Source organism: Sphingobium sp. FG58 (assembly GCF_057809055.1).
Map to the genome: position 1 here is coordinate 153,413 of NZ_JBMDJF010000003.1, position 13,136 is coordinate 166,548.

Sequence of the window (13,136 nt, forward strand, 5' to 3'; positions counted from 1 at the left end):
CTGTCACCCGCATCACCTCAAACCATATAAAATTGTTTCCGCCGACACAGACGACGCCAAACCGCGTCTCCCTGCCCGAAGCGGCTCAGCCGATCAAGCCGGACAGGCTTTTCCACAGTCCGAAAGACGACAAATCGTTGAAAGTCACCAGCACCATCATGGTCAGCAGCACCGCCAGACCCGATTTATAGGCCCATTCCTGCACCCGTTCGCTGACCGGCCGCCGCTGCACCGCCTCTATCCCGTAAAACAGCAGATGCCCGCCATCCAGCATCGGGATTGGCAATAAGTTGATGAACCCCAAGTTAATCGAGATGAGCGCGGCAAAGAAGATGAAGCTTTCGATGCCCAGCGTCGCCGCCTGCCCGGAAACCTGCGCGATCTTCAACGGCCCGCCCAGTTCCTTGACCGACCGACCGCCACTGACGATCTGGCCCATCGTCTCGACCATGGTGCGGACAATCTGTCCTGTCCGCTCCACCGCGACGACCGGTGCGCGCAACAGGCTGACCGGCTCGATCACGGGATCGCCGGGGGCCAGCCCCAGCCGCCCGATCTGGAACGTGTTGCCGAAACCGTCATCCTCGGTCACGCTGCCGATCTTGCCGTCCTTGGCGAAGGTCTTGCCGTTCCGCTCGATCACCATGGCGACCGTCTCGCCGGGCCGGATCTGCGCATAGAGGCGAATATCGTCGAACGTCGCCATCTCGCGTCCGCCCAGCGACACGATCCGGTCGCCCGGCAATATCCCCGCCGCCGCCGCCCCGCTGCCGGGCTGCACCTGACCCGCAACCGCAGGCGTCCGGCTCTCGCCATGGACGAAGGCAAAGGTCGCCAATATCAGAATCGCGAACAGGAAATTGATCGCCGGTCCCGCCGCGACGATCGCCGCGCGCTGCCATAGCGGCTTGGACGGGAAGCTCTGCGCCCGTTCGGCAGCGGGCAGTTCCAGCCAGGCCGGATCGGTCATGCTCGCTGCATTCATGTCGCCCTTGAAGCGGACATAGCCGCCCAGCGGCAGCGCCGCGACGCGCCAGCGGGTGCCGCGCTTGTCGACCCAGGCGAACAGTTCCGGCCCGAAGCCGATCGAAAACGCCTCCGCCTTCACCCCGCACCAGCGCCCGACCAGATAATGGCCCAGCTCATGCACGAAAACGAGCGGCCCGATGACCGCCACAAATGCCAGAACAGTCAGCAGAAAACCGGGATTGTGGATCAAACCGTCAATCTTTCCATCACATCGCCCGCCATGGCACGCGCCCCGGCGTCGGCCGCCAGCACATCGTCAATCGTGGAGGGCATCGGCGCGCTATAGCGGGTCAACACCTCCTCCACAATCATGGCGATATCAAGGAAGCCGATCGCCCCGCCCAGAAACGCCGCGACCGCCACCTCATTGGCCGCGTTCAGGATCGCCGGCACCGCCCCGCCCGCCGCCGCCGCCTCGCGCGTCAGGCGCAAAGCGGGGAAGCGATCCTCATCGGGCGCCTCGAAATCCAGTCGGCCAATCCGCGCCAGATCGAGCGGCAGGCAGGGCGTGGCGATCCGCTGCGGCCAGGCCAGCGCATGGGCGATCGGAATCCGCATGTCCGGCGATCCGAGCTGCGCCAGCGTCGACCGGTCGCGATATTCGACCATCGAATGGATCACCGATTGCGGGTGGACGAGTATCTCGATCCGGTCGAGGCCGACCGGGAACAGATGCGCCGCCTCGATCAGTTCCAGACCCTTGTTCATCATCGTCGCGCTATCGACGCTGATCTTGGCCCCCATCGACCAGTTGGGATGCGCCACCGCCTGCGCGGGCGTGATATTGGCCATCTCCGCGCGGCTGCGCGTGCGGAACGGCCCGCCGCTGGCGGTCAGGGTAATTCTTGCGACATCTTCCAAACGACTGCCAGCAAGGCACTGGAAAATGGCATTATGCTCACTGTCCACCGGCAGCAAGGTCGTGCCGGAAACCCCAGCCGCCGCCATCATAAGCCCGCCAGCCGACACCAGCGACTCCTTGTTCGCCAGCGCCACGGTGCCGCCAGCCTTCAGCGCCGCCATCGTCGGCCGCAGACCGGCACAGCCCACAATCGCCGCCATCGTCCAGTCCGCGCCAGCCCCCGCGACATCGACCAGCGCCTGTTCGCCCGCCGCCGCCTCGATCCCCGTTCCAGCCAGCGCCTCTTTCAGCGCGCCATAGAGCCGTTCCTGACCGATGACCGCGACCTTGGCCCCGGTCTCCCGCGCCAGTGCCGCCAGACTGTCCAGCTCACTGTTCGCCGTCAGCGCCACCACGTCATAGGCGTCCCGCTCCCGCCGGATCAGGTCCAGCGTCGACTGCCCGACCGACCCGGTCGCGCCAAAGATGGAAACCTTCCGCGTCATCGCAGCACCAGCATCAGATAGAGCAGGGCCGCCAACGGCGCGGCGGTCGCCACCCCGTCCAGCCGGTCCATCACCCCGCCATGGCCGGGCAACAGCGATCCGCTATCCTTGACCCCCGCCCGCCGCTTCATCGCGCTTTCCAGCAGGTCGCCCCCCTGCGCCGCCACCGCCAGCAGGCCACTGGCCGCCGCCAGTTCGATCGGCAAACCGGCAAAACGATGCAGCGCAAACCCGACCAGCAACGCCGCCAGCACGCCCCCGCCCAGCCCCGACCAGGTCTTGGACGGGCTGATCCGCGGCGCCAGCTTCGGCCCGCCGATCGACCGGCCCGCAAAATAGGCGCCAATGTCGGTCGCCCACACCAAAGCCAGCGCCCACAGCGCCAGCGTCAGCCCAAAGACGTTCGGCACCTGCCCGCGCAGGAACAACAAAGCCATCACCGGCAGGCAGACATAGATCACCCCCAGCGCCAGCCGGACCGATCGCGTCGCCACGATCACGAACAGGAATGCCGCGACCAGCAGCCCGATCGCAAACCAGGACAGGCCCGCCGCCAGCGGACAAAGAATCGCCAGCGGCACCGACACCGCATACATCGACAATTTCTTGTGATCCGCCGATACGCCGCTCAGATCAGCCCATTCCGCCTGCATCAACACGCCCGCCACCGACAGCAGCACCCAGAAGAGCAGCCCGCCCGACAGCAAAGCGCCCAGCGCCACTGCAATCAGCACGACACCCACAACGGCGCGAGTGCGCAATTCGCTGGCCATGCCGCTCACAGCCCGCCGAAACGGCGGTCCCTCAAACGGAAAGCATCCAGCGCTTGGCCCAGCGCATTGGCGTCGAAATCGGGCCACAGCATGTCGGTGAAATAGAGTTCAGCATAGGCCGCCTGCCACAGCATGAAATTGCTCAAGCGCTGCTCACCCGACGTGCGGATCAACAGGTCGAGCGGCGGCAGGTCAGCCGTGTCGAGCGCGGCGTCAATATCGCCCACGCCAATCGCGTCCGCCGCAATCTCGCCCGCCACGACCCGCTGCGCCAGCGCCTGCGCCGCGCGCACCATCTCGTCCTGCGCGCCATAGTTGAGCGCAATCGCGATGATCGGCCCGCTATTGCCCGCCGTCCGCTTGACCGCATCCTCGATCAGCGCGACCAGCGAAGGCTCCAGCGCCTTGTAATTGCCGATAATCCGCAACCGCACGCCATTGGCATGAAATTCGTCCAGATCCGCCTGGATGAAGTGCCGCAGCAGCCCCATCAGGTCAGCGACTTCGCTCGCAGGCCGCTTCCAGTTTTCCGACGAAAAAGCGTAGAGCGTCAGACACTCCAGCCCCATGTCTCGCGCCGCGCGCGACACGCGGCGCACCGCCTCCACCCCGGCACGATGCCCGGCGATGCGCGGCAGCAGCCGCTTCTTCGCCCAGCGGCCATTGCCGTCCATGATGATGGCGACATGGCGCGCGCCATGGGCGGGCGCGGCCTTGGGCAGATCGGGCCGGACTTGCGTGGCCATCAGCTGGTGGGGATTGCGCGGATCATGGGCGGAACAGTCCCGGCTTACTGGCCGAGAATTTCCTTTTCCTTGGCCGCAAAGGTCGCATCCAGCTCCGCAATGACGCCGTCGGTCAGCTTCTGGACCTCGGTTTCCTTGCGCTTGCGTTCGTCCTCGCTGATTTCGCCCTTCTTCTCGTCGGTTTTCAGGCTGTCCATGCCATCGCGGCGCACGTTGCGCACCGCGATGCGCGCGGCTTCGGCATATTTGCTCGCCAGCTTGGCCAGTTCCTTGCGGCGGTCCTCGGTCAGGTCGGGGATCGGCAGGCGCAGCGTCTGCCCGTCGACGATCGGGTTCAGTCCCAGACCCGCAGACCGGATCGCCTTGTCCACCGGACCCACATTGGTCTTGTCCCACACCTGTACCGACAACATGCGCGGTTCGGGGGCGGAGACGGTCGCGACCTGATTGAGCGGCATCGACGCGCCATAGACGGTCACCGTCACCGGATCGAGCAGCATCACATTGGCGCGCCCGGTGCGCAGGCCCGAAAGGTCGCCCTTGAGCGATTCGACCGCACCCGCCATGCGACGTTCCAGGTCCGATTTGTCATATTGGGCCATGTCAGCTCTCCTGATTTTGGACGATCGTCGCCACGCCCTGCCCGGCCAGCACAGTCGCCAGATTGCCGGTTTCGCGGATGTTGAACACGACGATGGGAATATGATTGTCACGGCACAGCGCAATCGCGCTGGCGTCCATGACCTTGAGATTGTCTGTCAGCACCCGATCGAAACTGATTTCGTCATAACGGGTCGCGCTGGCCACCTTCTTGGGATCGGCATCATAGACGCCGTCCACGCTGGTGCCCTTGAAGATCGCGTCGCAATTCATCTCCGCCGCGCGGAGCGCTGCGGTCGTGTCGGTGGTGAAGAAAGGATTGCCCGTGCCAGCCGCGAATATGACGATCCGGCCCTTCTCCATATGCCGCACCGCCTTGCGCCGGATATAGGGCTCGCACACCGACGCCATCGGGATCGCCGACTGGACGCGCGTGTCGCAGCCGATCTTCTCCAGCGCATTCTGCACCGCCAGCGCGTTCATGACCGTCGCCAGCATCCCCATATAGTCGGCGCTGGTGCGGTCGAAACCCTTGGCCGCCCCGGCAAGACCACGGAAGATATTGCCGCCGCCTACCACAACGCACAGCTCGAACCCGGCTTCCTTGGCCGCCGCAATCTCGCCCGCGACGCGATCCACGGTTTCGGGGTCGATGCCGAACTGGCCCGAACCCATCAGCACCTCGCCCGACAATTTCAGCAATATGCGCTTGAAGGATGGGCGGGTCATGCGGGGCAAAATTCCATCTGATCTGGGCAAGGAAATGGCGCGCACCTTAGCAGTGCGCGCCAGTATGTGAAGCGGGGTTTTGGCGATTCACGCCACCCCCATGTCCGTTCGCTGCGCGCCTGTCGAGAGAAGTTTCCCGACAGGTGCGCGAAAGCGAACCGACTATGCGTCAGGCAACGCCAGCCGCCGCCGCGACTTCGGCGGCAAAGTCGCTGACTTCCTTCTCGATGCCTTCGCCCAGCTGGAAGCGGACATAGCTCGTCAGGGTGATCGAAGCGCCCGCTTCCTTGGCGGCCTTGGCCACCACGTCGGCGATCGGGGTCTTGTTGTCCATCACGAACAGCTGCGACAGCAGCGCATTTTCCTTGGCATATTTGGCGACCGCGCCATCGACCATCTTGGCGATGATTTCAGCGGGCTTGCCCGATTCGGCAGCCTTTTCGGTCGCGATGGCGCGCTCGCGCTCCAGCTGGACCGGATCGATGTCGGCAGCCGACAGCGCCAGCGGGAAGGCAGCGGCAATGTGCATCGCAATCTGCTTGCCCAGCGGTTCCAGAACGTCGGCAGGCGCATCGCCTTCCAGCGCGACCAGCACGCCGATCTTGCCCAGGCCGGGTGCGGCAGCGTTGTGGACGTAGGGAACGACGATGCCCTGGTTGACCGACACATGCGCCACGCGGCGGACATTCTGGTTTTCGCCGATGGTCGCGATGTTGGCGACCAGCTTTTCGGACACGGTGCCGCCCGACGGATAGGGCGACGCCAGCAGCGCTTCAGCGTCCGCCACGCCGCTGTCCAGCGCGATGGTGGACACGGTGCGGACGAAATCCTGGAACTGGTCGTTCTTGGCGACGAAGTCGGTTTCGCTGTTCACTTCGACGGCAACGCCCTTGGTCCCGGCAACGGCCACGCCGACCAGACCTTCGGCGGCGGTGCGGCTCGACTTCTTCTGCGCGGCGGCCAGCCCCTTGGCGCGCAGCCAGTCGGTTGCCGCTTCGATGTCGCCGTTGGTTTCGGTCAGCGCCTTCTTGCAATCCATCATGCCGGCGCCCGAACGGTCGCGCAGTTCCTTGACGGTGGCGGCAGTAATATCGGCCATGTTTCGGCTCCTAATATATCTGTGGTTCAAATAAGCGGCAGGGCGCGTCTCTGCAAAGAGCGCGCCCTAGCCTGTCATTCTTGCAGTTGTGCGACGCCTTTTAGGCTTCGGCGACAACCTCTTCAGCCAGCGGCTCGTCCATCGCGCCCAGGTCGACGCCCGAAGCCTGCTGCGCACCACGGTTGCCCTTGGTGGCGGCAGCCGCAATGGCGTCGCAATACAGGCGGATGGCGCGGCTGGCGTCGTCGTTCGCGGGAACCGGGAAAGCGATGCCGTCGGGCGAAACGTTGGAATCGAGGATCGCAACGACCGGGATACCCAGCGTGTTGGCTTCCTTGATCGCCAGCTCTTCCTTGTTGGCGTCGATCACGAACATGACATCGGGGATGCCGTTCATGTCGCGAATGCCGCCCAGCGACATTTCCAGCTTCTCGCGTTCGCGAGTCATCTGGAGGACTTCCTTCTTGGTAAAGCCATGGGTGTCACCCGACAGCTTTTCCTCAAGGGTCTTGAGACGCTTGATCGAACCCGAAATCGTTTTCCAGTTGGTGAGCATCCCGCCCAGCCAGCGATGGTTGACGAAATGCTGGCCGGACTTGCGCGCCGCGTCGGCGATCGGGTCCTGCGCCTGGCGCTTGGTGCCAACGAACAGCACCTTGCCGCCAGCGGCAACGGTCGACGACACGAAGTCGAGCGCACGGCCGAACAAAGGCACGGTCTGCGACAGATCAAGGATGTGGATGCCGTTGCGCTCGCCGAAAATGTACGGCTTCATGCGCGGATTCCAGCGATGCGTCTGGTGGCCGAAATGCGCGCCAGCGTCGATCAATTGGTGCATGGTGACGACAGGTGCCGCCATAAGATAATCTCCTTCCGGTTGTGCCTCTGGGAATCAGGAACCGGGAAAGAGCCTGAAAGACCCCGCCGGCACCGGATATGTCGATTCCCATGTGGAATAGGGCGCGCCTTTAACGACACGCGAAACATTGCGCAAGGGGTTGACTTGCGGCAAGGGCAGGAACATATAGTGAACAAACGGAACAAATATGCTTAACCGCCGTTTGCACGGGTATAGTGGGACTAACCGTGCAAATGGCAAGATAGAAAGTGATCTCCATGTTCACATTCGTTGCAGTGACCCTGTTTTCTACGGCCTTCATGATGGCCATCGGCACGATCGCGTGGATGTTTCTCCACTATCATGACAAGATGGTGGCCGCTTTGCTGTTCCAGCCGATCCCGCAGGACGCGCCGGTCTATCATGTCCGCATCCGTCGCCCGCGCGTCGCGCCATCCGCCCGTCGCGCCACTCTGCCGCTGCCAAGCGGCATTCTTGCTGCCTGACAGGATTTAGAGAGGGTCGGGTGCAGCCTCGCGCTGACGCCGGACCTTGGCATAGGACAGGATGCCGAACGGGATCAGCGCAACATAGATGCCGCAGATCAGCAGCAGCGTCAGCCAGGGATCGGTCACCAGCAAAGCTGCCAGCAACCCGGCCAAGGCAATCGCCTCCAGCCTGATCCGCTTGCGCAGCCGCAGCGCCGACCAGGTATAGGTCGCGATGTTGGAGATCATCAGGAAAGCGATGAACGCGGTCCAGGGCGCCACGACATACCAGGCGCGGAAAATCTCCTCCCCCGTCACCAGCCACAGATAGAGCGGCACGAAGGCCAGGCCCGCGCCAGCCGGCGCAGGCACGCCGGTCAGGAATCCGGCGGACTTGTGCGGCTGCACATCGACATCGATATTGGCGTTGAACCGCGCCAGCCGCAGCGCGCAGGATAGCGCATGGGCCAGCGCGAAGATCCAGCCGAATTTGGGCATCGCATGAAGCGACCAGAGATAGAGGATCAGCGCCGGGGCGACCCCGAAGGCGATCGAATCGGACAGCGAATCCAGTTCCGCACCGAAACGGCTCTCGCCGCGCAGCAGCCGGGCGATTCGCCCGTCCAGACCATCCAGCACGCCTGCAAACAGGATGGACAGCACCGCCCGCTCCCATTCGCCCGATATGCCATAACGCACGCCGGTCAGGCCAAAGCACAGCGCCATCGCCGTCACCGCATTGGGCGCGACCATCCGCAGGGTGATCCCCCGGCGCAAACCCCGTGGCACGGCGCGGCGCTGGCGGCTCATGCGCTGCCTCCGGTCATCGCGGCATGTACTCCCGCGAAGGCGGGAGTCCAGTCCCGCCCTTGCACATGATCGCTATGGCTGGACTGGGTTCCGGCCTGCGCCGGAACACATGACGATCCTAGGCACCGATCACTCACTGCTGAATCCCCGCGATCACGCGACGGTCGCCAATCTGACCCAGGATCGTCTCACCCGCCACCGTCCGCTGGCCCAATATCACGCGCGGCGCAGTCCCAGCGGGCAGATAGACGTCCACCCGGCTGCCAAAGCGGATAAGCCCGATACGCTGCCCCGCCGCGACCATATCGCCGGGCTTAACGAACGGCACGATCCGCCGCGCGACCAGACCCGCAATCTGGGTGAAACCAACCCGCAGGCCGTCGTGCCGCTCGACCAATATATGCTGGCGCTCATTATCCTCGCTCGCCTTGTCCAGGTCCGCGTTCAGGAATTTGCCGGAGATATAGACGACCGACTTGATCGTCCCGCCGATCGGGGTGCGATTGATATGGACGTCGAACACACTCATGAAGATCGACACGCGGATCAGCGGCTGATCGCCCAGCCCCGCGGCACCCGCCATCTCGCGCGGCGGCGGCACCTTCTGGATCAGCGTCACCAGCCCGTCGGCGGGCGCGATGATCGCGCCTTCATCCTGCGGCACGGCGCGCACCGGATCGCGGAAAAAGGCCAGCACCCACATCGTCACGATCAGCATCAGCCAGCCGATCACGTCCCAGCCCAGCAGAAAGAAAACGCCGGTAATAGCCGCTGCAATCAGGCCGAATTTCACCCCTTCCGGGTGAACCGGGGGGAAGCGCCATTTGATATTGCCGCCAGTGGCAATGCTGATCTCGTCATGTTCCATAGTCACCGTCTTTAGGGAGAGACCCTCGCCCTGACAACGACCGATGCCGCCCATGTGTCCCTCACCCCGCTCGCATCGCCAAAATCCCGCCTGCACGGTTGAACATTGGCCGCGCTTTGCCTAGGGCATTTCGCAAATCCACCCAAAATGAAGAAGGCGAACAGGCGCATGGCGAAGATCAAGGTGAAAAACCCCGTCGTGGAGATTGACGGCGACGAAATGACCCGGATCATCTGGCAGTGGATTCGCGAACGCCTGATCCTCCCCTATCTCGACATCGACCTGAAATATTATGACCTCAGCGTCGAAAAGCGCGACGAGACGAACGACCAGATCACCATCGATTCCGCCAACGCGATCAAGCAATATGGCGTCGGCGTGAAATGCGCCACCATCACCCCGGACGAACAGCGGGTCGAGGAATTCAACCTCAAGCAGATGTGGAAGTCGCCCAACGGCACCATCCGCAACATCCTGGGCGGCGTCGTGTTCCGCGAACCCATCGTCATCAAGAACGTCCCCCGTCTCGTCCCCGGCTGGACCGACCCGATCGTCATCGGCCGTCACGCTTTTGGCGACCAGTATAAGGCGACCGACTTTCTGGTCCCCAGCGCTGGCAAGCTGACCATGGTGTGGGACGGCGACAATGGCGAAAAGATCGAAAAGGAAGTGTTCAACTTCCCGGCCGCCGGCGTCGCCATGGGCATGTACAACCTTGACCAGTCGATCATCGATTTTGCCAAGGCGAGCATGAACTATGCGCTCGACCGCAAATGGCCGCTCTACCTGTCGACCAAGAACACCATCCTCAAGGCCTATGACGGCCGCTTCAAGGATCTGTTCCAGCAGGTGTTCGACGAAGAATTTGCCGACCGGTTCAAGGCAGCGGGCATCGTCTACGAGCATCGCCTGATCGACGACATGGTCGCCTCCGCGCTCAAGTGGAGCGGCAAGTTCGTCTGGGCCTGCAAGAATTATGACGGCGACGTCCAGTCGGACACGGTCGCGCAGGGCTTCGGCTCGCTCGGCCTCATGACCTCGGTCCTGCTCTCGCCCGATGGCAAGACGGTCGAGGCCGAAGCCGCCCACGGCACCGTCACCCGCCACTATCGCCAGCATCAGCAGGGCAAGGCAACCTCGACCAACCCGATCGCGTCGATCTTCGCCTGGACCCAGGGACTTGCTTTCCGCGGCAAGTTTGACGGCACCCCCGACGTCACCAAATTCGCCGAAACGCTGGAGCGCGTCTGCATCAAGACCGTCGAGGATGGCGCGATGACCAAGGATCTGGCGCTGCTGATCGGCCCGGAACAGGCCTGGATGACCACGGAACAGTTTTTCGAAACGATCCGCGTAAATCTGGAAGCCGAAATGGCGAAATGGAACTGATAGCCGCCTGAGGCTTTCAATACGCAAACGGAACGAGGCGGCGCCGTGCAACGGGGCCGCCTTTTTCATGACAATTGCCGCAGGGGAATGAAGCGATGACAACGACAGCCCGCAAACGCCTGGAAGTCCGCACCGCCGTCCCGTCCGACGTGCGCGCCATCCTGCGGCTGATAGCCCGCGTCTATCCGGGCCTGCCCAATTACTCCCCCGCCACCGTCCGGGGCCAAATCAACAATTTCCCCGATGGCTGTTTCGTCGCGCTCTACGACAATAAGGTGGTGGGCTATTGCGCCACTATGCGCGTCAGCAAGTCGATGGCCTTCGCCTGGCACGATTGGGAAGAAATTACCGCCAACGGCTTTGGCACCCGCCACAGCGCCGCGGGCGAATGGCTCTACGGCTATGAAATGGCGGTCGATCCCAAGCTGCGCGGCCTGCGCATCGGCCAGCGCCTCTATGACGAGCGCAAGGAACTGGCCGAACAGCTCGACCTGCATGGCATCGTCATCGCCGGACGGATGCCGGGCTATCTGCGCGCGAAACGCAAGGTCGAAGGACCGAAGGATTATCTGGACAAGGTAGTCCAGGGCAAGATCCGCGATCAGGTCGTCAGCTTTCAGCTCAAGAACCAGTTTGAACCGCTCGGCGTCCTCGAAAATTACCTGCCGGAGGATAAGCAGTCGGACGGCCACGCCGCCCATCTGGTCTGGCGCAACCCCTATGTCGACCCGGACGAAGCGCCCGAAATGCGGGTGCCGCGCGGGGTCGAAAGCGTCCGCCTTGCCACCTGTCAGCTCCAGGCCCGCGCCGTGACGGATTTTGAGGGGTTCATCCGTAACATCGAATATTTCGTCGATGTGGCAGCGGATTACCGGTCGGACTTCATCGTCTTTCCCGAACTCTTCACCCTGCCCCTCCTGTCGTTCGAGACGAAAAAGCTCAATCCGATGGAGGCGATCGACAAGCTGACCAATTACACCCCGCGCCTGACCAAGGAACTCACGCGGATGGCGCTGGAATATAATATCAACATCATCGGCGGCTCCCACCCGACCCGCGCCGATGATGGCGACATCCAGAATATCGCCTATGTGGCGCTGCGTGACGGATCGCTCCACACCCAGGAAAAAATCCACCCCACCCCCAACGAAGCCTTTTGGTGGAATATCAAGGGCGGCGATGCGCTCGACGTCATCCAGACCGACTGCGGGCCGATCGGCGTCCTGATCTGCTATGACAGCGAATTTCCCGAACTCGCCCGCCGCCTGGTCGATCAGGGCGCGCGCATCATCTTCGTCCCCTTCTGCACCGATTCCCGGTCAGGCTATATGCGCGTGCGCTACTGCGCGCAGGCCCGCGCGATCGAAAATCAATGCTATGTCGTCATGTCGGGCAATGTCGGCAACCTGCCCAATGTCGACAATATGGACATCCAATATGCCCAGAGCGCCATCCTGACCCCCTGCGACCTCCCCTTCGCGCGCGACGGCATCGCCGCGGAATCGACCGAAAATGTCGAAACCCTGACCATGGCCGACGTCAACCTCGCCGACTTGAGCTGGGCCCGCGCCGAAGGCACCGTCCGCAACCTGCGCGACCGGCGCTTCGATCTCTATCATATCGAATGGGACAACAACCCCGACCACGCCCACGCCCAGAGCGGCGGGCCGGTCCCGGCAGGCGGACATAATTCGCCGGGGGGTGGGTGATAGGTTGGGCATTAAACCACATTAAAAGCCCCTCCCTTCCAAGGGAGGGGTTGGGGTGGGTAGTGAGCGAAGCGAGCTTCCTATCTATCGTCAGCAAGCGCAGCCAGCGCGACTAACCCACCACTGGCACCCGTTTCAGAAAGCGGAGTTTCGGGCTGATTTGGGTTGGAAGCGGACGTTGCGCTTTGCCAAGGATCGGTTAGTCTGTGTCGATGCGCTTTCAATATCGCAATGCCATTGTTATCGCGCTACTTCCGCTCTGCGCGTGCTCCTATGGGGAAGAAAAGTTGCCGGATTGTTGGAACGAGAATGTTCCGTCCAGTCTAGTCGCATTGAAGCGATTGCCCCCAATTGAGGACGCTGTCACCGAAATACAGCATTCACTTTGTAGCACGAAAAAGGATAGGCTTGGCAATGCCGAAAGGGCGTTATCAGCTGAAGGATATGCCTATAAGCGGGAGGTTGCTGAACTTGGTGAGTGCATTCAGGTGCGTGTTTATGCTCGATTGACGCCGCCGACCTTGAAAAGGGACATCGAACGACTTTGCACCATCGCCTCCGCCAGCCGCATAGCATATCTCCATTGGAGCGGACAGGTCGACGATAGCTTCGTTTTTGTTCATGGTGATTTCGTGACCATAAATAAAATGAAGCCCGTGAATGTCCGCCAATGATCGATTAGCGCCACGCCTCCCCCAACGTCATGCCGGG

Annotated in this window: 14 protein-coding genes; 4 read left to right on the forward strand and 10 right to left on the reverse strand. The window is 62.7% G+C overall.

Translation table 11 applies throughout. The annotated features are described in order from the left end of the window. Positions 1-85: 85 nt before the first annotated feature. The 8 genes from rseP to rpsB all read right to left on the reverse strand — a co-directional run bounded on the left by rseP (position 86) and on the right by rpsB (position 7,182). On the reverse strand, positions 86-1,219 hold the full coding sequence (rseP, locus tag ACODR8_RS05480; protein WP_489006309.1) for an RIP metalloprotease RseP: 1,134 nt from the start codon (positions 1,217-1,219) through the stop codon (positions 86-88). Further along, complete coding sequence (locus ACODR8_RS05485; protein ID WP_489006310.1) at positions 1,216-2,376, reverse strand: 1-deoxy-D-xylulose-5-phosphate reductoisomerase; 1,161 nt, start codon at positions 2,374-2,376, stop codon at positions 1,216-1,218. The genes rseP and ACODR8_RS05485 overlap by 4 nt, the downstream gene beginning before the upstream one ends. Continuing rightward, on the reverse strand, positions 2,373-3,149 hold the full coding sequence (locus ACODR8_RS05490) for a phosphatidate cytidylyltransferase (protein ID WP_489006311.1): 777 nt from the start codon (positions 3,147-3,149) through the stop codon (positions 2,373-2,375). Before ACODR8_RS05490 ends, ACODR8_RS05485 begins: the two co-directional genes overlap by 4 nt. Positions 3,150-3,154: 5 nt before the next feature. Then, a complete protein-coding gene (locus ACODR8_RS05495) occupies positions 3,155-3,895 on the reverse strand; it encodes an isoprenyl transferase (protein ID WP_489006312.1) in 741 nt (246 codons plus the stop codon). Positions 3,896-3,939: 44 nt separating this feature from the next. Then, positions 3,940-4,497: a ribosome recycling factor gene (frr, locus tag ACODR8_RS05500; RefSeq protein ID WP_489006313.1), complete on the reverse strand. Its 558-nt coding sequence runs from the start codon at positions 4,495-4,497 to the stop codon at positions 3,940-3,942. A gap of 1 nt (position 4,498) precedes the next feature. After that, positions 4,499-5,224, reverse strand: a complete 726-nt coding sequence (gene pyrH, locus ACODR8_RS05505) for a UMP kinase (protein WP_006954692.1) — start codon at positions 5,222-5,224, stop codon at positions 4,499-4,501. 169 nt (positions 5,225-5,393) lie between these two features. Beyond that, positions 5,394-6,323 carry a translation elongation factor Ts gene (gene tsf, locus ACODR8_RS05510; RefSeq protein WP_489006314.1) on the reverse strand — a complete coding sequence of 310 codons (930 nt, stop codon included), beginning with the start codon at positions 6,321-6,323 and terminating at the stop codon, positions 5,394-5,396. 100 nt (positions 6,324-6,423) lie between these two features. Further along, entirely contained in the window at positions 6,424-7,182 is a 759-nt protein-coding gene (rpsB, locus tag ACODR8_RS05515; protein WP_006954689.1) for a 30S ribosomal protein S2, read from the reverse strand. Positions 7,183-7,439: 257 nt separating this feature from the next. On the opposite strand from rpsB, the gene ACODR8_RS05520 reads away from it, so the two are divergent. Continuing rightward, positions 7,440-7,667 (forward strand): hypothetical protein, encoded by a 228-nt coding sequence (locus ACODR8_RS05520; RefSeq protein ID WP_489006315.1) that lies wholly within the window; start codon positions 7,440-7,442, stop codon positions 7,665-7,667. 6 nt (positions 7,668-7,673) lie between these two features. Here ACODR8_RS05520 and ACODR8_RS05525 read toward each other — a convergent pair whose 3' ends face one another. Both ACODR8_RS05525 and ACODR8_RS05530 read right to left on the reverse strand, forming a co-directional pair. Next, complete coding sequence (locus ACODR8_RS05525; RefSeq protein WP_294133193.1) at positions 7,674-8,402, reverse strand: CDP-alcohol phosphatidyltransferase family protein; 729 nt, start codon at positions 8,400-8,402, stop codon at positions 7,674-7,676. A 190-nt stretch (positions 8,403-8,592) separates the two neighbouring features. Continuing rightward, positions 8,593-9,327: a phosphatidylserine decarboxylase gene (locus tag ACODR8_RS05530; protein ID WP_294132545.1), complete on the reverse strand. Its 735-nt coding sequence runs from the start codon at positions 9,325-9,327 to the stop codon at positions 8,593-8,595. A gap of 168 nt (positions 9,328-9,495) precedes the next feature. Here ACODR8_RS05530 and ACODR8_RS05535 point away from each other — a divergent pair, with 168 nt between their 5' ends. The 3 genes from ACODR8_RS05535 (at position 9,496) to ACODR8_RS05545 (ending at position 13,099) form a co-directional block, all read left to right on the forward strand. Continuing rightward, positions 9,496-10,716, forward strand: a complete 1,221-nt coding sequence (locus ACODR8_RS05535; RefSeq protein WP_489006316.1) for an NADP-dependent isocitrate dehydrogenase — start codon at positions 9,496-9,498, stop codon at positions 10,714-10,716. A 95-nt stretch (positions 10,717-10,811) separates the two neighbouring features. Beyond that, positions 10,812-12,425 (forward strand): GNAT family N-acetyltransferase, encoded by a 1,614-nt coding sequence (locus ACODR8_RS05540; protein WP_489006317.1) that lies wholly within the window; start codon positions 10,812-10,814, stop codon positions 12,423-12,425. Positions 12,426-12,631: 206 nt separating this feature from the next. After that, positions 12,632-13,099, forward strand: a complete 468-nt coding sequence (locus ACODR8_RS05545; protein ID WP_489006318.1) for a hypothetical protein — start codon at positions 12,632-12,634, stop codon at positions 13,097-13,099. The last annotated feature ends 37 nt before the right edge of the window (positions 13,100-13,136 follow it).

Coding starts and splice junctions, on each gene's coding strand:
- ACODR8_RS05485 (WP_489006310.1), bottom strand. CDS start 2,376: ATGACGCGGAAGGTTTCCATCTTTGGCGCGACCGGGTCGGTCGGGCAG.
- ACODR8_RS05490 (WP_489006311.1), bottom strand. CDS start 3,149: ATGGCCAGCGAATTGCGCACTCGCGCCGTTGTGGGTGTCGTGCTGATT.
- ACODR8_RS05495 (WP_489006312.1), bottom strand. CDS start 3,895: ATGGCCACGCAAGTCCGGCCCGATCTGCCCAAGGCCGCGCCCGCCCAT.
- frr (WP_489006313.1), bottom strand. CDS start 4,497: ATGGCCCAATATGACAAATCGGACCTGGAACGTCGCATGGCGGGTGCG.
- pyrH (WP_006954692.1), bottom strand. CDS start 5,224: ATGACCCGCCCATCCTTCAAGCGCATATTGCTGAAATTGTCGGGCGAG.
- tsf (WP_489006314.1), bottom strand. CDS start 6,323: ATGGCCGATATTACTGCCGCCACCGTCAAGGAACTGCGCGACCGTTCG.
- rpsB (WP_006954689.1), bottom strand. CDS start 7,182: ATGGCGGCACCTGTCGTCACCATGCACCAATTGATCGACGCTGGCGCG.
- ACODR8_RS05520 (WP_489006315.1), top strand. CDS start 7,440: ATGTTCACATTCGTTGCAGTGACCCTGTTTTCTACGGCCTTCATGATG.
- ACODR8_RS05525 (WP_294133193.1), bottom strand. CDS start 8,402: ATGGTCGCGCCCAATGCGGTGACGGCGATGGCGCTGTGCTTTGGCCTG.
- ACODR8_RS05530 (WP_294132545.1), bottom strand. CDS start 9,327: ATGGAACATGACGAGATCAGCATTGCCACTGGCGGCAATATCAAATGG.
- ACODR8_RS05535 (WP_489006316.1), top strand. CDS start 9,496: ATGGCGAAGATCAAGGTGAAAAACCCCGTCGTGGAGATTGACGGCGAC.
- ACODR8_RS05540 (WP_489006317.1), top strand. CDS start 10,812: ATGACAACGACAGCCCGCAAACGCCTGGAAGTCCGCACCGCCGTCCCG.